This window comes from Phycisphaeraceae bacterium, from assembly GCA_015709595.1.
In the GTDB taxonomy this organism is placed as follows: Bacteria; Planctomycetota; Phycisphaerae; order Phycisphaerales; family SM1A02; genus CAADGA01.
Window position 1 is genome coordinate 527,956 of record CP054178.1, and the last position, 20,300, is coordinate 548,255.

Sequence of the window (20,300 nt, forward strand, 5' to 3'; positions counted from 1 at the left end):
TCGATCCGGTACGATGGTTTGTCATGGGCGGCGGCCCCGTGGGATGACCCGCATGTCTGACGATGAAACCGCAATCACCGTTGTGTCGCTCGTCATCGGGCTGATCCTGTGGTTCAGGTGGTACCTGCGCGTGGCGCGGGTTTCACGCCGACTCTCCTCGCCCGCGCGGCGGCTGCCCCTGATGCTCACGCCGCCCGCGGCGGCAGGCGGGTTGTTGATCGTGCTTCGGCTCTTCGCCGATGACGAGGTGCGGTACGCGCCGCAATACCTGCTGCTGTACAGCGCGATGGGGTTCGCCTGGACGGGCGTCTTCATCCACGTGATGGCCTCGATGGGGCTGTGCGCCCGCGACGATGTCGCCGAACGCAACAACGCCGCCGCCGTCCCCGCGCTCATGGGAGCCATCCTCGGCTCGATGGGCGCGTTCGCGGGCGGCAACATCGGCGAGGGACCGGGGTGGTGGGTGGTGGTTTTCTCCAGCGGGCTGGCGACGATCACGCTGCTGGCGATGTGGATCATTTTCGACCGCACCTGTCACGTCATCGAGCACGTCACCGTCGACCGCGACCCCGCCACCGGCTGGCGCGCCGGAGCAATGCTGCTGGCGACCGGGGCGATCACGGGCCGGGCGGCGGCGGGAGACTGGGAGTCACCCATCGGCACGGTCATCGACTTCGCGGTGCTGGGCTGGCCCGCCGCGCTGGTGCTGATGATCGCGATTCTGCTGGAGCGCGTGTTCGGCGTGAAGCCGCAGCATGAGCCGGGCGGCGCATTCCTCACCGGCTTCCTGCCGGGGCTGGTCCTCCTGTCGCTGGCGACCGCGTACCTGGTCCTGCTGGGGTGGTGGACATGACGGCGCCGTGGATGCCGGTGAGGTCGCTGGATGAAGCCGAGCGGCGGACGCTGCGCCGCCGCATGATCTTCGAGCATGGCAAGTTCGACCCGCGTGTGGGAGACGTGGAGGTGATCGCGCCGTTTCCCATCATCCTGCGGCCCGAGGCGTGGAGCGAGATTGCTGACGCCGCGGAAGCACTGGCAGCCGAGGCGATGGCGGCTGAACAGGAGTTGATGGACAGGCCGGAGCTGCATCGCTCGCTCGGGTTGCCCCGGTCGATCCGGGCCGCGCTGCGTCGAGGCGATGCACCGGTTTCGATCGCACGGCAGATTCGCTTCGACTTCCACTGGACGACCGAGGGATGGCGCATCTCCGAGGCCAATACCGACGTACCGGGCGGCTACCTTGAGGCGGAGGGACTCTCCCGGCTGATGGTGGAGCATCATTCCGACTTCCACCCATGCGGCGACCCCATGGCGGCGCTGGTGCGATCCGTCGCGGCGGGGACCGACCCGGACTCGGTCATCGCGCTCGTTCACGCCACCGCCTACACGGACGATCGTCAGACCATGGCGGCGATGCAGCGCCGTTTCGAGGTGATCGGGCGGCGGGCGGTGCTCATCGCGCCGGACCACGTCACATGGCGAAGCGGCAGGGCGCGCCTCGACCACGCGTGGGCCGACGGCGACATGGGCGCGATGATCCGATTCTTCCCGGCGGAGTGGCTGGCCAATCTCCCGCGGCGCACTGGCTGGCGTCACTTCTTCGCCGGTTCGACAACGCCTCAAAGCAACCCCGCCTGCGCGCTGCTGACGCAGAGCAAACGCTGGTCATTGCTCACCGATCGGCTCAGGGCGCCGCTGGAGCACTGGCGGACCTTCCTGCCCGAGACGCGCGACCCGCGTGAGGTGGCGTGGAAACGAGATGAGGGCTGGGTCATCAAGCCCGCGCTGGGTCGCGTGGGTGATGGTGTGGGCATCCGGGGCGTGACGCCGGAAAAGGATTGGCGACGCATCGCCCGCGCCTGTTCGTGGTTCCCCGGCCACTGGGTCGCGCAGCGACGCTTCCAGTCGGCGCCGATGGAGACGGACGACGGGCCGGTATATCCGTGCATCGGCGTGTTCGCCATCGACGGCCGCGCCTGCGGGGCATACGGGCGCGTGAGCCGCATGCCGCTCATCGACCAGCACGCGATGGAGGCGGCGGTGCTGGTGGCCGCGCCGCGGCCCGTGGGCGACAGCCGCGGATCGGGCGCGAGGGGAAAGGAGGCCGCACATGCAGCCGCTCGACCTGTTTGACGTGTGGGCGCCCTCCGGCGGACGCTGGACCGGATGGGCCAAGCCGGTGCTCTTCGCCAGCGTGCGCCCGGACGCCCTGCGAGACGTGCCGGCGACGTTCATCGAGGCCGTCCGTTCGATGGACGTGTCGTGGGCGCCGCCCTCCAAGGAGGACGCCGCCCTGGTCATCGACCTGCCGGGGGCGCAGTCCCTCACCACGGGGCTTGCCCTGGCGTTCCGGGGCTACTGGCCCGTGCCGCTCTACAACACCACGATGCACCGGGCGGCGATCGTGGAAGTGGATTCGATCATCGGCCTGCTGGAGCAGGGTGCGGCGGTGCTTCGGAAAGCCGACCCGCCTCAGACCGGCCCGCCGGCCTTTCTGCTCGACAGCCGCCGGATGACCGGCAGCCCCGCGCCGCTCAAATACGACAACCGATGGATGACCTTTCCGCAGGACTTTCCCTCCGCGACGTACCTGCAGCGATACAAGATTCTCGACGCGGTGGTGGTGCAGGAGAAGACCGGGCAGCCCGCCTCGGACCTGCAGCACATCCTGCGGCGATGGCAGGAGGCGGGCATCCGCATCTCGACCGTGCGCCCGGAAGCGGGACAGAAGCCAACGTCGATCGATGTCGCCAGGCCTTCGGGCTTCCGATCGCTGTGGCACCGGATGATGGCCACGTTCGGGCTGCGGCGCAACAGCGCGGGGGGCTTCGGCGCCGTGGTGCCGCAGCCGTCGCAATCCGGCGGGTATGGTTGAGGGCCTCGTCTCAGCCGCGTGAGCGCGCCCTATCCCGCCGCGGCCTGGCGCCTCTCAACGCTGGCGTGCCTGGGCGTCGCCGCCCATTCGGCCAGACGGTCAACGCCCTCCACCACGTTGCGGCAGTGATGGTGCAGGAAGTCATCCGGCAGGGGTTGGTCGAGCGGGATCGACTCCGAGGCGGCCAGCGCGGCGGCGCCGTCGAAGTCCACCAGGGCGAGCCGGGCGGTCAGCTCCGCCCGGGAGCGTCCGAAGGACGCTCCCGGCAGGGCCGCCGCGCCGACATCCGTCAGCGCGCGCTCGCAGAGCGACCAGCCGTCCACCACCTCGCGCGAGGCGAGTGCGTCGGAGTGGGGCGAGAAGTCGGGGAACAGGTAGAACGCGCCATCCGCGGATATCAGACGCGCGCCCGAGCCGCGCAGCGAGTCGGCGCAGCGGGCGGCCAGCGCGGCCAGAATACGCCGCGCGTGCGCCAGATAACGCTCGATCTCAGGCCCGCAGCGAAAGGCCTGGATCGCGGCGTACTGAATCGGGGCGCTGACGGCGGTGTACGTCTCGCTGGCCACCGCGGTCATGGCGTCGCGCAGCCAGCGCAGGTCGGGCGGGAAGGTGAACGTGCCCAGCCGCCACCCGCCGGCGCCGCACCACTTGGACAGTCCCGAACTCTGAATCGTGCCTTCAGGGTAGAAATGCGCAATCGACGTGTGTCCGCCTGAGAAATGCAGCTGGGCGTAGATCTCGTCGGAGAGCACGACGACCTCGTATTCGCGGGCCACGTCGGCGATGGCGCGAAGCTCCAGTTCGTTGTAGGTGCCGCCGGTGGGGTTGCCGGGGTAGTTGAGGATGAGCAGGCGCGGCCGCGAATCGTCGCTGACGGCCTTCAGCGCGTGATGAAACTGCTCGGCGGTCAGCTTCCAGCCGGATTCGTGCGTGGTGTGGATGAGACTGATGCGCCGCCCGATGATTCGCGCCTGCGGCAGGTACGAGACCCAGCAGGGCGTGGGCAGAATGATCTCGCCGTAGTAGGCGATCTGCAGCAGGAACATCAGCTCCTTGGAGCCGGGGCCGACGATCACATCATCCGGATCGCGGTCGATGCGATCCTTGCGCCGGTGAAAGTCCGCCACGGCCTCGCGAAGGGCGGGCAGGCCGCGCACGGGCAGGTAGTCCTTCTCCGGCGCCGCCAGCCGCAGCGCCTCCACCACCGGCTCGGGCACGGGAAACGGCGACTGACCCAGCCCCAGGTCGTAGACATGGCGACCCTCGCGGCGCAGCGTGCGTACGCGGTCCTTGATGCCCAGCGTGGCGGATGTTCCCATGCCGCGGACGTTGAGATTGAGACTGACCTGCTTGCGAAGCGTCATGCGTGACCTCAGTCGCCCCTGATCTCTGATCGGTCGGCGAAGGGCGATGCGTTCAACTTGCGCCGGACGCCCATGCCGCAGAGCCACGGCGACAGCACGGGCGCCCCGTTCAATCCGGACCATCCGAGGCGTCAAACGCCTCCGGGGACGGGAATCGAGGCGCATCTGCCGCCGCCGGCTTGAGGTCGTCGAGCCAGTGCGCCTGATCGTTCCGCTCGTAGATCATGAAGCGCCCGCGATTGGCGGCGTCCTTGGCGCGGTGGTAGCGCAGGTAGATGTGCCGCTCATCCACGGCGAGAATCTCCACCTTGCCGGTCTCATGCGACATGGTGTAGCGGGCCCGACGCGCCAGCCCGGAGCCATGGCGCAGGGCTTCGCGGAAGATCTCCCACCCGCGCGTCAGCGGCACGCTGTAGGGCTCGTTGCCCGCCGTCGGGCGGCACTGGAACAGGTAGTAGGGCGGCACGCCGATCCACGAAAGCGTGCGATAGAGATCGCTGAGCGTCTTCGGGTCATCGTTGATGCCGCGGATGAGCGGACACTGGTTGACGCAGATCACGCCGCACCTGATGAAGCAGTCCAGCCCGTTGATGGCGTCGTCGGTCAGTTCGCGCGGATGGTCGAAGTGGGCCATCAGGTAGATGCGGGCCCTGGGGGTCGAGTAGGTGCGGAAGGCGTTCTGCAGCTCCTCATCGCGCGTCAACCGCCACGGGTCGAAGGCGGGCATCTTGGAGCCGATGCGGATGATCTTGACGTGCGGGATGGCGCGGAGCTGCTTGAGGATCTCCACGATGCGCCGCGTGCTCATCAGCAGCGGGTCGCCGCCCGTCAGCAGCACGTTGGTGACGTTGGGGTTGGAAGCGATGTACCTGATTCCCTCGGAGACGTCGTTGGTGACCTCGTCGTTCTCATCCATGAACAGGCGCTTGCGGAAGCAGTAGCGGCAGTACGCCCCGCACACCTCGTTGCAGAGCAGCAGCACGGTGTGGGGGTACTTATGCTGCACGCCCTTGGCCACGGTGACGGCGGCCTCGTTGCTGGCGTCGAGACGGCCCCACTCCTTCAGTTCCTCCTCGCGCGGGATGATGAGCTGCCTGATCGGGTCGTTGGGGTCGTTCCAGTCGATGAGAGAGAGGTAGTAGTCGTTGGCGCGGAAGACGTATTTTTCGGTGACGGGGCGCAGCGCTTCGCGCTGGTTCTCCGGGATGTTGGCCACCTGATCGACCGTGCGGATGTACCTGACCTTGCGTCTGGGGTCGTACGCGCCGGGCGGTGTGTCGGCCACGGGGAGGGAAATGCGCGACATGGCTGTGCTCCGTGCAGGGTCATCTGTCCGGCGTGCGAACGGAGACGCTGAGTTGTCGTGGGATGGCGGCCCGACCATCCGGTATGCCTGCGCGCCCGCACGGGCACGCACCCTTGTTCATCGTTTCTACCCGCGCAAGCGGCGCGGGTCAACGAAGAAGCGGAAGATTGTCAGTCATCGACGATCATGCCGGCGTCGGCAGCACGCCCGGCGCGTCCGGCCCCGCCTGCTCGCCGGACCGCGGCTGCTGGGCCGCGGCGGCGCGGGCGTCCTTGCGGGCCTCCGCCTGCAGCAGATCGGCGACCGTGGGCTTATGCAGACGCTCGCCTCGCATCAGGCGGTCGATGTCGTCGGCGCTGAGCGTCTCGTGACGCAGCAGCGCGTCGGCCACCGCGACCACCTTGTCCCAGTGCTCCTCGATCAGTCTCTTCGCGTCGGCGTAGGCCTCGTCGGTGAGCCGCTTGATCTCCTGGTCGATCACGGCGGCGGTCTCGTCCGAGTAGCCGCGCTCCGGGATGAACAGGTCGCGCGTGTCCTCTCCGGCGTAGTTGACGAAGCCGAGCTTGTCGCTCATGCCCCACTCGAGAATCATGTGACGCGCGTACGCGGTGGCCATCTTGATGTCCATGCCCGCGCCGCTGGAGATGTCGCCGGTCTTCTTCTCCTCGGCGATGCGCCCGCCGCACAGCACGCGCATGGTGGCCTGCAGGTATTTGCGCCCGTAGCCGTAGCGGTCCTTCTCGGGCAGCGAGAAGGTGGCGCCCAGGGCTTGCCCGCGGGGGATGATCGTCACCTTGTGAACCGGGTCGGCGTCGGGCATCAGCGCCTGCACCACCGCGTGGCCCGCCTCGTGGTAGGCGGTGGCGATGCGCTCCTTCTCCTCGATGCGGCGGCTCTTCTGGGCGCGGCCGAAGCGCACCTTGTCGCGGGCCTCCTCGAGATCCTCCATCTCGATGAAGTCCTTCTCGCCCATGGTGGCGATGATGGCCGCCTCGTTGATGACCGCCGCCAGGTCCGCACCGGAGAACATGGGCGTCCCGCGGGCCAGCCGCTCCAGGTCCACGTTGGGGCCGAGCTTCACCTTCTTGGCATGCACCTTGAGGATGTCGTACCGCCCCTTCATGTCGGGCAGCGACACCGTCACCTGCCGGTCAAACCGGCCCGGGCGCGTGAGCGCCGGGTCCAGCACGTCCGCACGGTTGGTGGCGGCGATCACGATCACCTGGTCGTTGGCCTCGAAGCCGTCCATCTCGACGAGAATGGCGTTGAGCGTCTGCTCGCGCTCATCATGCCCGCCGGTGGTGAACCCGCCGCCGCGGCGGCGTCCCACCGCGTCGATCTCATCCAGGAAGATGATGCAGGGCGAGTTTTCCTTGGCCTGCTTGAACAGGTCGCGCACGCGGCTGGCGCCCACGCCCACGAACATCTCCACGAAGTCCGAGCCGGAGATCGAGAAGAAGGGAACATCCGCCTCGCCCGCGATGGCCTTGGCCAGCAGCGTCTTGCCGCACCCCGGGGGGCCCACCAGCAGTACGCCGCGCGGGATGCGCCCGCCCAGCCGCTGGAACTTCTTGGGGTTCTTGAGGAACTCGACGAGTTCGTGAACCTCATCCTTGGCTTCATCCACGCCGGCCACGTCGTTGAAGGTGACGCTGACGGTGTCCTTGGTGGACAACCGATGCCGCGACTTGCCGAAGCTGCCCAGCATGCCGCCCGGCCCGGCGCCAGCGCTGCGCATCGAGCGCGCGATGAAGAACCACACCAGCAGCAGGATCAGCACGACCGGGCCGAAGTTGAGCAGGATGGGAATCCAGATCGAAGGCCCGCGCTCGTCCTGGAAGTTGTTGGCGGTGATCTCCGCGATCTGGTTGGTGTACCACTCCCGGTTGGCCGGGTTCATCTCGAAGTAGATCTGCAGCGGCTTCTCGTTGTTGAACGCCCGGTCGCCGGACCTGATCGTGGCCACGATGCGGTCATCGCGCAGGATGACGGGCATGTTCGGCTCCAGCCGGTCGGGCGCGATGTGCTGAACGAACTGGGCCCAGGTCTTGATCTGCGTGCCGCCCGACGTGCTGGTATTGAGCACCACGAACACAAAGACCAGCAGCAGCACCAGCAGGAACAGCCCCCACGGGTTGCGGTTGACCTTGGGAGGCATGGGCGGCCGCCCACCGGACCCGCCATCCTGCGGGTTCCCGCCGGGCTGGCTGGGCCTCTGCCCCGGTCCTGATTGATCCTGGCGTGGGCTGGGCATGTCGGTCCTACTGGGTTCCCCCCGCAATGGTTCGTCAGGTGAGGTCGGCGGTTCCACCCGCCCGGTTCACCAGTCGGCCCGCATTTCGGCGACGATGTCCTTCGCCAGCCGCTGGGCCGCCGCAAAGACAGCATAGTCCTGCGGTTCGGAATGCGGCTGGGAGGGCACGAACAGCGAGTTCGCCGTGAACCCCCGCCTCGATTCGATCACCTGCCCGCTGCGGGCGTCGACCCACTCAAAGTCCACCGTCACGCTGAGGATGACTTCCTCGCCCAGCCCGGTGCGCCGGGACTTGGAAATCTGGTCCCGCTTCACCTCCACGATGCGACCGCGCAGCACCGTGTCCGCCCGCGACGAGGCGGTCACCTTGTATGGTGTCCGCTGCTCGATCTCCTTCACCAGCGCATCGGCCAGCTCGAACTCGATGTCGCGGTCAAAGGTGTCGTTCTCGAAGATCGGCACCGCCACCGTGCGGTAGCCCGCCGGAAAGGTGGTCGCCGTGGAATATCCCTGGGTCGGGTCGCTGGCGCAACCGACAAGCGCAAGAAGCAGAACCGCAACGGCCGCCATCGGTCGCATCATGGCTGCGACCCTCCCTCGGAACCGCCCGGAGTTTCTGAACCGGCCTCAACGGTTTCCTCACCCAGAATGGCCAGCCGCTTGGCGGCGTAGAACGGCTCCGCCTCCGCGCGCACGTTGGCTGAAAGTCGTTCGATGACCTCGGGAGCCAGCCGGATCGCCTCCGTGGCGGCAATCGTCCGCTCGTGCTTGCGCAGCAGGCGGCGCAGCGTCAGGTCCGCCGCGATCACATCGTTGGTCTTCAGGTAGTACCGCGCGGTGACCAGCATCTTGGCGGCCATGCGCTCGTCGATGCCCGCCAGCAGCCCTTCCGCGCCCAGCTGCTCGGCGGCGGCGGGCTCCAGCACGCGCATCTCGCGCAAGCGCTCGCGGGCGTTCTGCAATCCCGTGGCGTCGAACGCCGGGCCCTTGGACGACGCCAGGTGAGCCGCGATCAACCGCTGCCGCGCCCGCGTGACGCGCGGCGAATCCGGGTAGTTCTGGATGAACAGGTCGTAGGCATCCGCCGCCAGGCGCATCTCGCCCCGGCGGAAGTAGAAGTCGCCCAGCTCCATGCCCGCCTCCTCGGCGAGGTTGCTGCCCGGCAGTCGCTCCTGCACCCGGATGAGCAGTTCCTCGCCCTCGGATGACGCCCCGACGATGCGCATGCCCCACAGCTTCCGCTTGCCGCCCCGCGCGTAGTCGCGCCCGATGGCCAGCTCGCGCTCCAGCGCGGTGATGAACACGTCGCTGCCGGGGTAGACGCGGGCGATGGTCTCGTAGTCGAACAGGGCCTTGTACTCGTTGCCGCCGAAGTACAGCGCGTCCCCCCGTGTCAGGTACGCCAGCGGCGCCAGCGCGTGACGCGGGTGCTGCTTGAGCCAGTTGTCCGTGATCTGTCTGGCCCGGGCGTACTGCTTGTCGGCCAGCGCCCGCCGGGCGGCGGCCAGTTGCCCCTCGGGCGACGCCGGGTCGGCGGAGTCGACCAGCTTCCACGCATCGTCCGCGCCGAGGTCGTAGGTGTCCTGCGCCGCAGCCCGGTGGGTCAGCGGCGTGGCCGCCAAGACGAGCAGCAGCACCGGCACGATGGTGGGGATGGAGAAACGACCTCGCATGGGTACGCGATGGTACGGCATTCAGGGGGAATGCTCAATGGGCCGTCAGGGGCTGTCGGCCCCCGGCTGTCAGCCGCCGTCCGGAAAGGTCAGGCACCACCGCGATGATCACCTCCCAATTCGTGGCGACGCCCGCTGAGGGGACTTCACAAGGGCCCATCGGGCTGGTCGGCCGCGTGGATGGCACGCACGGCGCGCCCCTCGCTGGGAAAGTGCAGCGCCGCCATCAGCACCACGCAACCGCCCGCGATGGCCAGATCGATCGGCTCACGACCGAGCAGATGAATCACGACGCCGAACAGCGCCGGGCCTTCGAGCAGCGCCAGTCCAACGATCGTGGCTACGAAGAACCGCTGAAATGCCCAGTGCTCCGGACTGGAAACCTGCATCGTCATTCCCGACGTGGGCGCCGGGAGACGCGACATCGACTGCCTGATGACCAGCCCGCCAACGAGGCCGCTCCCGGCCAGCCCCAGGCAGATCAGGCGCAACATCTGGATGTCCAGCCCCGGCGCGCCCGCCCCGCCCCCTCCACCGCTTCCCGCGCCGCCGGTCATCGGCGGCATCGCCGCAACCACGGCGCCGAAGATCATCACGCCCATCACCAGCGCGGCGGTGATGACCTGAAGGACACGCAAACGCGGCCGCAGATCGGGGGGAAGTTCCTGGATCATCGAAACGCTCTCCTGATGGCGCGATCGCGCGGAAACCACTTCCTCTCCGCGTTCGGGGTCATTCTTCGGTATTATGCCCGCGTTCGTTCAGCGGTGCAATCCGCCAGTTTGAGGAGAGTCGCCTATGCACGATCCCCTTCGCCGACACGTGTTCGCCTTGTTGACCGTGCTGGCCGTCATCGTTGGCGCCAGCGCCGAGGCCCAGCCCGCGCTCAATCTGCCCGACGGGCTCGCCCCGCGCCTGATCGAGCGCCTCGAACAGGAGATCGAGAAGCAGGGGCTGGTCGGGCTTTCCGCGGGCGTGGTGATGGACGGCAAGGTCGCGGGCACGCTCCACTTCGGTCACGAGGATCGCGAGAACGGCATCGCCTCCTCCAGGGACACCATGTACCGCTGGGCCTCGATCTCCAAGCCGCTCACCGCCATCGTGGCCATGCTCGCGGCGGAAGATGGAAGACTCGACCTTGATGCCGACATACGGACTTACGTGCCCGAGTTTCCCGAGAAGCCGTGGACCATCACCGCGCGGCAGCTGCTCACGCATCAGGGCGGCGTCGTCCATTACTCCAACGGGCCGGTCATCCGCACCAGGCGCGAGTACGACGTGGCGAACCCGTACAAGGACACCATCCTTTCGCTCGACACGTTCAAGGAATCACCCCTCGTCTGCGAACCGGGCACGAAGCACTCGTACACCACGCACGGCTACATGCTGCTGGCGGCCGTGGTCGAGCGGGCCACGAACACGCCCTACGCCGAACTCGTGCGAAAGCGCATCGCCCGGCCGCTGGGCATGAGCACGCTGCGGCCTGACTACCAGTGGGAGGACATTCCACATCGGGCCGTCGGGTATCGCACGAACCGGCAGGGCGAAGCCGTCCAGTCCACCAACACCGATGTGAGCTGGAAACTGGGCGGCGGCGGGTGGATCTCCTCCGTCGAGGATCTGGCCCGGCTGGCCGCGGGGCTGATGGATGATTCGATCGTGCCAGCGCCCGTGCGTGAGCGAATGTGGACGCGACAGCGCACACGCGACGGGGCGGAGACCGGCTACGGACTGGGCTTCACCGTCGGCGTACTGGATGGCATGCGGCTCGTCGGCCACAGCGGGTCGCAGGAGAAGACGCGCACCAACATGCTCCTCTGTCCGGAACTGGGGGCCGCAATCGTGCTGATGAGCAACTCGGAACACGCCGAACTTGGCGCGCTCACACGCGACCTGCTGCGGGCCGTGGTGGAGGCGACGAAAGCCGCACGCGACGAATCACAAGACACCGGGACCGGCGACAAGCAGCCGCTCAAGCAGGAGGCGTGAGATCGACGCGCGAACCGGAGCATCGCGCCACCCACTCCCTGGCGGCTCACACCTCACTCCTTCCCTCATCCCTTCCCCTCAACTCATCGCCGTGGCGTACTCCGCCAGCCGCCGCAGCACCTCGTAGGGTCCCTGCACGAGCAGAGAATCCCCTTCGTGGATCGTCGTCGCGGGCGGCGGGAACAGCGCCGCCTCGCTTGGCCCGCGCCGCAGTTTCACGATTGACACCCCGTGGCGGGCCATGATGTCGGCGATCGTCATTCCCATCAGCGGCCCGCCGGGCCTCACATCCCATCGCTGCAGCACCACCAGGTCATCCCCCACGATGAACGAATGGATGATCGACGGCTCCACCGCCGACATGGCGAAGGCCGGCGCCGACACCGCCGACTGCGACATCGACTGGTGGATGTTGAATCCCTCGCCCACCTTGTTGGCCATGTTCTGGTCGAACATGCGCAGCACCACGCGGATCCGGGGGTTGATCCGACGCGCGTCCAGCGCGACTTCCAGGTTGGCCAGGTCATCGTTGGTGGCCACGATGATGCTCTTGGCGTGGGCGATGTTGGCGTCCCCCAGCAGCACGTCGCGACGGGCGTCGCCGATCAGCAGCGGCACGCCGTCGCGCCGCAGTTCCTCGAAGAACTGGTTGTTCGGGTCGCGCTCGACGACGACCACGCTTTCGCCCAGCCGTCGCAGCAGCAGGTACGTGCTGTAGCCGAGCTTGCCGAACCCCACGAGCACGATGTGATTGCGCAGTTGCGAAGCCATCATCACGCACCAGCTCCGTTCCGACCGCTTCCGGTCGCGCAGGACGAGGGCGAAGTCGATGATGCCCTCGATGATCACCGTCAGCCCGAGAATCGGCATGACGAAATACATCAGGTCGAGCACCAGCGAGTCAGGGAAGTCATAGGGCGGGGTCTCGGCGAAGATCAGCAGCCACGCCGACCACAGGGCCTTGAGGTAGGGCATGTCCCGCTCGGGGCCGAGCGTCTTGAAGAGCAGCGCTCCGCCGTTGAGCACCGCCAGCATGATGATCGCCCGCACCGCGAAATGCCGCCCCAGCACGCGCAGGAAGCACCACTCACGCCACACCCGCAGCCGCCACCGATTGCGGCGGGGATGCGCCAGGGCGAGATGATCGAATGGGGTGACGGGCACAGGGGTTCCGAGGACGGCCTCGCGGGAGACGCGACGGCGGGACGGACGACCGAGGATACCGCGCTCGTACCGGTTGGGGGGTCGCGTCGAGTCATCATCGACTCGCGCAACAGGCGGGACGCTTGATTCCGTACAATCCACGCATGAGCACCGCCGCACTCACCGTCACGGACGCTCGCAAGCACTACGGCCGCACGCCGGCCCTGACGGGCGCCTCCTTCCATCTGCAGCGCGGCGAATGGCTGGGCCTGCTCGGCCCCAACGGAGCGGGCAAATCCACGCTCGTCAAGGCCATCGCTGGGCGCGTTCGGCTGGATGGCGGCGCCATCATGCTTCTCGATGCCTGCGTCGCTGGTGAGGGCGCGGCGAGAGACGACCGACCTTCCGCGTCGCCCGCCGACGCCCGGGCGCGGCTTGGCGTCGTGCCCCAGGAGATCGCCATCTACCCTCTTCTCACCGCGCGTGAGAACCTGGAGGTGTTCGGCTCACTGGCGGGTCTGGCCGGCGCGGCGCTCGCCGAGCGCGTGACATGGGCCCTGGACTTCGCCGGACTGGCCGACCGGGCGCGCGACCGGGCCGGCACATTCTCGGGGGGCATGAAGCGGCGGCTGAACATCGGTTGCTCCATCCTTCACAGGCCGCAGGTGATCCTGTTGGATGAGCCGACCGTTGGCGTCGATCCGCAAAGCCGCGAGCGCATCTGGCAGATGCTCGCCCAGCTGCGGAACGACGGGGCCTCGATTCTGCTCACCTCTCATCAGCTTGATGAGGTCGAACGCGTCTGCGACCGCATCGTCATCATCGACCACGGCAAGGTCGTGGCCGAGGGTACCGTGGAGTCGTTGATCGCCGCCACCATCGGACGCGAGCGTCGCGTGACGATCACGCTCGACCGCGCCGCGAGCGACGTGTCGCTCAATGACTTCACTTTTGATGGTCCGCGCGCTGTCGGGCGCATGGGCAACGTGGCGGCGGAGCTGCCTGCGATTCTCACGCGGCTGGCCGAGCGCGGCTGCCGCGTGGAAGACGTTCACATCGACACACCCACCCTCCAGGCGGTCTTCATCCACCTCACCGGACGCGAACTGCGGGAGTGACCCTTTCCCAGCGGCGCAGGCGTCTCGCCTGCGTCACAGAACCCTCGGGAATGCTCGCCCCCAACCTCGACACAACCCATCAATGAACACCCTTCTCCGCATCAACTGGCTCAATCTCAAGCGCGACCACGTGGCGCTGGGGCTGACATTCGTGCTGCCGATCATCTTTTTTTCGATCTTCGCGTCCATCTTCGCGGGCATGAGCGGCGGCGGCGTGGGAGGCGACAACGCGATTGATGTCATCGTGGTCGATGAGGATGGCACCGAGGTCGCCCGCCGCTTCATCGACACGCTCACGCGGACGGACGGGCTGGCCATCCACACCGCGCCGCGCGCGACGCACGAGAACCCATCCCCAGCGCGGTACACCCGCGACACGGCCCGTCAGCGCGTCCGCTCCGGCGCCGTGCCCGCGGCGGTCATCATCCCGCCCGGCTTCGGCGACGGCTTCGGCGACTTCGCCGCCGCCTCGCAGGGAGCTGGCGGAGCGAGCGTGCAACTCATCTACGACCCCGCCGACCCCATCGCGCAGTTCGCCGTCAGCGGGTTGATGCAGGCGGCGGCCTTCCGCGCCGCGCCGGACATCCTGATGGAGCGAGGGCTGGGCGCTCTCGACCAATTCGGCGGCGGACTCACCGAGCAGCAGCGGCAGGCGATTGACCAACTGCGGCCCTTCCTGCGAGGCGAGCAGGCGTGGAACGACATGGAAGGCGTGAGGGACGAGCCGCCAGCCACCGGAGGCGACAAGCCGGCGGCCGATCGCCAATCGCCCACGGCCGGCTTCGAGGGACTCATCCGCGTCGAATCCCTCAACGTGCGCGCCGATGACGCCGCGAAGGAATCGCCATCCATGATTCCCTATTACGCCGCGGGCATCGGCGTCATGTTCCTGCTGTTTTCCATGGCCGGCGCGGCCGGGTCGCTGCTGGAGGAGCAGGAGGCCGGCGTGCTCGACCGCCTGCTCACCGGCCGCTCCACCATGACGGGCCTGCTTGTCAGCAAGTGGCTGTTCTTCACGCTGATCGGCTTCATGCAGGTGTCGATCATGTTCATCTGGGGCGCGCTGCTCTTCGGGTTGGAACTCTTCACGCCCACGCGGCTGACGGGGTTTGTCATGATGGCGCTGATCACCGCCGCCGCCGCCAGCGCCTTCGGCCTGGTGCTGGCCACCCTCAGCCGCAGCCGGGCGCAGTTGAGCGGGCTTTCGACGATCATCATTCTCATCATGTCGGCGGTGGGCGGAAGCATGATTCCCCGCATGTTCATGCCCGAGGCCATGAAGGCCGCCGGACGATTCACGTTCAACGGCCACGCGCTGGATGGCTTTCTGAAGGTGTTCTGGAACGACGATCCCGGCGCGACTGTGGCGTCATCCTTGGCGTCCATCGCGCCGCAGGTGGGCATCCTTGCTGCAATGGGGGCGGCGTGCCTGATTCTGAGCCGAGTCTTCGCCCGCAGGTGGGAGACGGCGTAAGCAATGGTGAGCGTCGGCGCGACCGCGAACGACGCCAGCGTGGCGGCGGTTGAACGCATACCCACGCCAGTGCGTGAGGAATGGCCGCAACTCAGCGGTCGCTTCGGTCGTCGAACCGGAACTCGAAATCCTCCCGCTCCGGCGGCAGCCCCGGCTGGCGCGACTTCTGACGGGATCGAAGAAATCGCAGGCGGCGCTCACCGGCCTCATCCAATCCCGAGTTCTCCGATCCCGGTCGACGCACGTCGGGCGCAGCGGGCTGCCGCGCCGGCTGGCCGGGCGCCATCGGCTCACCGGCATTCCGCATGGTCGGATCCGATTGCATGGTCTCGCCGCGCATGGGCTGATCGCCCTGCATCGCCTGGCCTCCCGCGCGTGACCCTCGCTCCCGGGCGGCGCGCTCGGCCATGACTCGGGCGGCCTCTTCGGCCAGCATGGTCTTGAAGCGCGACTGCTGCTCCTCCGTCAGCAGTTTCCACGCCTGCTCCTGCACCGATTCCAGCCGGGGCATGGCGGACATGAGTCGCTGACTCTCGGCGACCAGGTCGGGGTCGAGAGGTCGGCGGGACTGCTCGGCCTCGCGCCGGAGGCGGTCCAGCCGGCGCAATCGCTCGCCATGCTCCTCGCGGAAAGCGGCCTGCCGATCGCGGAAGTCCGCGAGCAGTCGCTGCAAATTCCCCCGTTGATCCTCGGAGAGTTCGAAGGCGAAGAGCATCCGCAACCAGCGCTCGGGCGGGATGGGGGGCTCCTGGGGGCGTCGATCGCCTCGACGGTCGAAGGGCGAGCCGCCTCGGGCGTCCTCGATGACCTCCGGCCCGCCGAGAATGCCTCCATCGCGGGTGGCAGAGGCGTCATCGGACTTGTTCCGCTCGCGCTGGGCGGGGGGATCCGTCCGAGAGGATGCGGGCGGGGAATCCTGACCAGATGATGCGCCAAATGACGCCAGCGACGTGGCCAGACAGATGGAGAGCAGCAGGACGCCTCGTGGCATGTCGATTCCTCCATCGGGAGAGTGACCGCTCGGACAACGAATGGACCTGACGGCTATTGCACCCCCGCGGGGTCGCCGGGACGGGCCTGCGGGGATATCCCGTCTGGACCGATAGGCGCGGGCTGCGGGGGTTCACCGGCCAAGGTGGGTGCGTCGGGAGACGCTGAAGCCGCATGGTCGGCGGCGGACAGCAACGTGGTTGAAACACGCGTGATTCCCGCATCGCCGGTGTCCGACGAATCCGGCAGGGCGTCATCCAGAGTCTCTGGCGGCGGGGGCGCGACCTCGCCAGGCGCGTGAATGCTCAGGTGCTCAACCAGCGAGGCGTGCCAGCGCTCCCACCGGTCGATGAGCGCGCGGGTGCGCCGGACCTCACGAATCAGCTCGTCGCGCGTCATCTGCATCGGGTCGCGTCGGTCTCGGGCCGGCTTGACGCCCAGCCGCCGTCGGAAACGATCGGTCGCCTCCAGACCGATCAGCAGCGTCACGACGTAGCGGAGCAGCTTCATCCCCACGCCACGCAACGCAAAGACGCGGCTGGTGCGCGCCAGCGCGGCGACCCGGATGGGCCGCAGCAGGGGTAGACAGAGGACGACGATGTCGAGCCAGTTGCGACGGCAATACTCGACGCGGCATTCCGCGATGGCCACCTTGATGGCGAACTCGATGAAGAAGGCCGCCCAGATGACGGCGATCGACGCCGCGCTCGCCCACCATTGCCATGTGCCCGGCTCCGGCGGCCAGAGCAGCTCCCACGCCAGCAGGGGCAGGATCGCCAGCGCCAGGATGATCATCGGCCAGTAGAACAAGTGATCGACGCGACGGCGCAGGTCGTCATCGGCCACCACCAGCCCGATGGTGAACACGCGCACATGGCGTACGCCGGGGCGGGGCGGGGGCACGACTTCTCCCCGCCGGATGACGCGGATCGGGTGCACCCGGCCCGCGGCGGACCGGCGCGATGCATGCTGGCGTCCGGAACCGTCGTCCATGCGTCAGTCCTTCAGGACGTGCTCGCGGAGTTTCTTCACCGCCTCCAGCCCCGCCTGCTCGCCCGTGCCCGCGTTGGAGCAGACGACGATGGCCAGATCATCTTCGGGGAAGACCCACATCCACGCAAAGAACATGCCCGCGCTGCCGTTGTGGGCCGTGCCGGGCGTGCCGAACTGCCCCGAGGAGAACCACCCCATGGCGTAGTCGTTGAGCGCGGGCTGATGCAGCCGCTTGATGGTTGCGGCCTTGAGCAGTTTCGTGTCCTCGCCGCGCAGGCCCTTGAGGTGCAGGGCGACGAACCTGGCGAAGTCCTCGATCGTCGCGTGAATGTCGCCGCCGGGTTGGAGCACGGGAGGCAGATTCACGCGCGGGTCCGGCGCGATCGGCGCCAGACCATTGCTCATGGCGAAGTGGCCCCACGGCTGGTCGGGCGTCTCCTGCCGCTCGCGCGAGCCGGGGAGTCCGAAGCCGCTCCGATTCATGTCCAGCGGTTTGAAGATGCGCTCGCGGATGAGGTCTTCCCATGACTGGCCGGTGAGCCGCTCCAGCATCGCCGCGACGATGGTGTAACCCGCGTTGGAGTACTCGTACTTCGTGCCCACTTCATGCAAAGGCGGCTGCTTGAGAAGCCGTTCGATGAACGCACGCCGCTGCTCCGCGGGCGTGCCTTCGAGACGACCGGCGACCTGGCTTTCGGTCGGCCCGTTGCGCGTGAAGGCCATCACCCCCGCGCGGTGGGTGAGAAGCATTTCCAGCGTGACGGCCTCGTACGCAGGGTGAACCACGCCTTTGAGCTCGGGCAGAATGTCCACGATGGTCGTGGACCAGTCGAGTTTCCCCTCCTCGATGAACATGGCGACCAGCGTGGAGGTGAACGCCTTGGTGCAGGAGCCGATATGGAATCGGTCGTCGATCTGGACCGGGGCGGATTCAGTATTGCGTCGGCGCAGCCCGACGGCGCCGCGGGCGATGGTTTCGCCGCCCCGCACCACTGCCGCGGCCATGGCGGGCTGCTCGTGCTTGGCGCGGATCGGCTCAAGCACGGGGCCAATGTCGATGACGTCGCCCGCCCGCGCGGTGAACGCGAGCGAGGCGAGCGCGACCACCAGCAGCCGACGCTCCATCACGCGCATGGTCCGAGTCCTCCGAACGCTCCACCCCCCGCTCGTCTCACCGATCCCGACACGCTCGCCCGTTCACCCAGTCGTCCAATCGCCAGATATCACTGTCCACCCCTCCGCGACTCTCGGTGGCCCCCGTGTTTCAAACTTCAGGGCGTTCACACCGCCGCCGGCAGCTCCACGCGGATGTGCAGCTCCTCCAACTGGTCCGGGTCGGCCACGCTCGGCGCCTCGGCCATCAGATCCTGCCCGATGGCCGTCTTGGGGAAGGCGATCACGTCGCGGATGTTCTCCGTGCCCACCATGAGCATGACGATGCGGTCCAGCCCGAAGGCCAGCCCGCCGTGCGGCGGCGCGCCGTAGCGCAGCGCATCAAGCAGGAAGCCGAACTTGCGCTTCGCCTCGTCGCGCGACAGGCCGAGGATGTCGAACACCTTCGATTGGATGTCCTGCCGGTGGATGCGGATCGACCCGCTGGCGCATTCGTACCCGTTGATGACGAAGTCATAACTGGTGGACACGCACTGCCCGGGGTCGGATTCCAGCAGATGCAGTTGATCGGGGCGCGGCATGACGAAGGGGTGATGCTCCGACACCCAGCGGCCGGCCTCCTCGTCCCGCTGGAACATGGGGAAGTCGGTCACCCAGAGCATCCTCCACTCGCCGGTGCGGATCAGCCCCAGGTCGCGCGCCACGCGGTTGCGCACGTGCCCCATGGCGACGGACGCCACGCGCTCGGTGTCGGCGGTGAACAGAACGACATCCCCGGGCGCCAGATTCAGGCGCTTCACGAGTTCCGCGGCAATGGGCTCGACGAAGCGGGCGATGCCGGTTTCAAAGCCCCCGGTTGCCGAGCCGCCCGTGTACTTGACGACAGGCACTCCTCCCGCCTTGTAGGACTTGACGAGTTCGCTGTAGCCGTCGGTCAGTTTGCGGGTGAGTTTCTCCGCACCCCCCCCGGACGCTGAGCCGGGAACGCGCATGGCGCGCACCACGCCGCCCGGCTTGGCCAGCGCATCCAGGAAGACCCGGAACTCCGTCCTGACCGCCAGGTCCGACACGTCCGCGATCTCAAGATCGAAGCGCAGGTCCGGCTTGTCGGTGCCGTAGCGGGCCATGGCCTCGGCGTAGGACATCACGGGAATGTCGGAGATGGCGGCGTCCACCACCTCCTTGAACAGGTGGCGCATGAAGTCGCTCATGATGGCGAAGATGTCTTCGCGCGTGACGAAGGACATCTCGAGATCGATCTGGCTGAACTCGGCCTGACGGTCGGCTCGCGGGTCTTCATCCCGGAAGCACTTGCAGATCTGCATATACCGGTCGCAGCCCGACATCATGAGAATCTGCTTGTAAATCTGGGGGCTCTGCGGCAGGGCGTACCACATGCCCGGCAGGTGGCGCGAGGGGACGATGAAGTCCCGCGCGCCTTCGGGCGTGGTCTTGATGAGGATCGGCGTCTCCACCTCGATGAAGCCGTGGCGATCGAAGAAATCGCGCGTCACCTTGGTGACGCGGTGGCGCGTCCGCAGGATGTGCTGCATGCGCGCCCGGCGCAGGTCGAGGTAGCGGTAGGTCAGGCGCGTCTCCTCCGCGATCTTCTCGGCGTCATGCTCGTCGGGCAGGATGGGCGGCGTGTCGGTGCGGGTGAGCACCTCGAGCTCCTTCGCCACCAGCTCCACCTCGCCCGTGGCCAGCCGCGGGTTAGCGCCGGCTTCGCGCCGGCGCACCTCGCCTCGCACGGCGATCACGTCCTCGCGCCGAAGCGACCGCGCCTCCTGCATGGTCTGCTCGCTCACGTCCTCGGCGTGAAAGACCACCTGCGTCAGTCCCGCGAAGTCGCGCAGGTCGATGAACACCAGTCCCTTGCCCTGATCGCGGTAGGTGTTCACCCATCCGTTCAACGTGACGGCTTGTCCGACGTGATTCGTGCGGAGTTGACCGCAGGTGTGCGTGCGCTTCAGTTGCATGAGCGGGGATTCCTGTCCGTGTGGGCGGG

General features: G+C 67.7%; 17 protein-coding genes. 6 read left to right on the plus strand and 11 right to left on the minus strand.

The window, feature by feature from the left end; genetic code table 11:
* Positions 1-52 precede the first annotated feature (52 nt).
* The 3 genes from HRU76_02335 to HRU76_02345 are packed head-to-tail and all read left to right on the plus strand — an operon-like array spanning position 53 to position 2,875.
* On the plus strand, positions 53-853 hold the full coding sequence (locus HRU76_02335) for a hypothetical protein (GenBank protein ID QOJ16497.1): 801 nt from the start codon (positions 53-55) through the stop codon (positions 851-853).
* Positions 850-2,133: a glutathionylspermidine synthase family protein gene (locus HRU76_02340; protein ID QOJ16498.1), complete on the plus strand. Its 1,284-nt coding sequence runs from the start codon at positions 850-852 to the stop codon at positions 2,131-2,133. The genes HRU76_02335 and HRU76_02340 overlap by 4 nt, the downstream gene beginning before the upstream one ends.
* Positions 2,111-2,875 carry a hypothetical protein gene (locus HRU76_02345; protein QOJ16499.1) on the plus strand — a complete coding sequence of 255 codons (765 nt, stop codon included), beginning with the start codon at positions 2,111-2,113 and terminating at the stop codon, positions 2,873-2,875. Before HRU76_02340 ends, HRU76_02345 begins: the two co-directional genes overlap by 23 nt.
* A 29-nt stretch (positions 2,876-2,904) precedes the next feature.
* Here the strand turns inward: HRU76_02345 and HRU76_02350 are convergent, their stop codons facing one another.
* The 6 genes from HRU76_02350 to HRU76_02375 form a co-directional block, all read right to left on the minus strand.
* A complete protein-coding gene (locus tag HRU76_02350; protein ID QOJ16500.1) occupies positions 2,905-4,239 on the minus strand; it encodes an aminotransferase class I/II-fold pyridoxal phosphate-dependent enzyme in 1,335 nt (444 codons plus the stop codon).
* Positions 4,240-4,348: 109 nt separating this feature from the next.
* The gene (locus HRU76_02355; GenBank protein QOJ16501.1) at positions 4,349-5,545 is read right to left on the minus strand and encodes a KamA family radical SAM protein; all 1,197 of its coding nucleotides are present in this window, start codon (positions 5,543-5,545) and stop codon (positions 4,349-4,351) included.
* Between the two features lie 184 nt (positions 5,546-5,729).
* A complete protein-coding gene (hflB, locus tag HRU76_02360; GenBank protein ID QOJ19065.1) occupies positions 5,730-7,541 on the minus strand; it encodes an ATP-dependent zinc metalloprotease FtsH in 1,812 nt (603 codons plus the stop codon).
* 324 nt (positions 7,542-7,865) lie between these two features.
* Entirely contained in the window at positions 7,866-8,369 is a 504-nt protein-coding gene (locus HRU76_02365; GenBank protein QOJ16502.1) for an LptE family protein, read from the minus strand.
* A gap of 8 nt (positions 8,370-8,377) precedes the next feature.
* Entirely contained in the window at positions 8,378-9,472 is a 1,095-nt protein-coding gene (gene bamD, locus HRU76_02370; protein ID QOJ16503.1) for an outer membrane protein assembly factor BamD, read from the minus strand.
* Between the two features lie 146 nt (positions 9,473-9,618).
* The gene (locus tag HRU76_02375; protein ID QOJ16504.1) at positions 9,619-10,146 is read right to left on the minus strand and encodes a hypothetical protein; all 528 of its coding nucleotides are present in this window, start codon (positions 10,144-10,146) and stop codon (positions 9,619-9,621) included.
* A 124-nt stretch (positions 10,147-10,270) separates the two neighbouring features.
* On the opposite strand from HRU76_02375, the gene HRU76_02380 reads away from it, so the two are divergent.
* Positions 10,271-11,461 (plus strand): beta-lactamase family protein, encoded by a 1,191-nt coding sequence (locus tag HRU76_02380; GenBank protein ID QOJ16505.1) that lies wholly within the window; start codon positions 10,271-10,273, stop codon positions 11,459-11,461.
* A 78-nt stretch (positions 11,462-11,539) separates the two neighbouring features.
* Here HRU76_02380 and HRU76_02385 read toward each other — a convergent pair whose 3' ends face one another.
* Positions 11,540-12,625 (minus strand): potassium channel protein, encoded by a 1,086-nt coding sequence (locus HRU76_02385; GenBank protein QOJ16506.1) that lies wholly within the window; start codon positions 12,623-12,625, stop codon positions 11,540-11,542.
* A gap of 143 nt (positions 12,626-12,768) precedes the next feature.
* On the opposite strand from HRU76_02385, the gene HRU76_02390 reads away from it, so the two are divergent.
* Together HRU76_02390 and HRU76_02395 are read left to right on the plus strand one after the other, a co-directional pair.
* On the plus strand, positions 12,769-13,722 hold the full coding sequence (locus tag HRU76_02390; protein ID QOJ16507.1) for an ABC transporter ATP-binding protein: 954 nt from the start codon (positions 12,769-12,771) through the stop codon (positions 13,720-13,722).
* A gap of 82 nt (positions 13,723-13,804) precedes the next feature.
* Positions 13,805-15,196, plus strand: a complete 1,392-nt coding sequence (locus HRU76_02395) for an ABC transporter permease (GenBank protein QOJ16508.1) — start codon at positions 13,805-13,807, stop codon at positions 15,194-15,196.
* A 91-nt stretch (positions 15,197-15,287) separates the two neighbouring features.
* Here HRU76_02395 and HRU76_02400 read toward each other — a convergent pair whose 3' ends face one another.
* From HRU76_02400 to aspS, 4 genes are all read right to left on the minus strand, one after another.
* Entirely contained in the window at positions 15,288-16,187 is a 900-nt protein-coding gene (locus HRU76_02400) for a hypothetical protein (protein ID QOJ16509.1), read from the minus strand.
* Between the two features lie 53 nt (positions 16,188-16,240).
* Positions 16,241-17,179: a hypothetical protein gene (locus HRU76_02405; GenBank protein QOJ16510.1), complete on the minus strand. Its 939-nt coding sequence runs from the start codon at positions 17,177-17,179 to the stop codon at positions 16,241-16,243.
* Positions 17,180-17,182: 3 nt separating this feature from the next.
* Entirely contained in the window at positions 17,183-18,313 is a 1,131-nt protein-coding gene (locus HRU76_02410; GenBank protein QOJ16511.1) for a beta-lactamase family protein, read from the minus strand.
* A 146-nt stretch (positions 18,314-18,459) separates the two neighbouring features.
* Entirely contained in the window at positions 18,460-20,271 is a 1,812-nt protein-coding gene (gene aspS / locus HRU76_02415; GenBank protein QOJ16512.1) for an aspartate--tRNA ligase, read from the minus strand.
* Between the last annotated feature and the right edge of the window lie 29 nt (positions 20,272-20,300).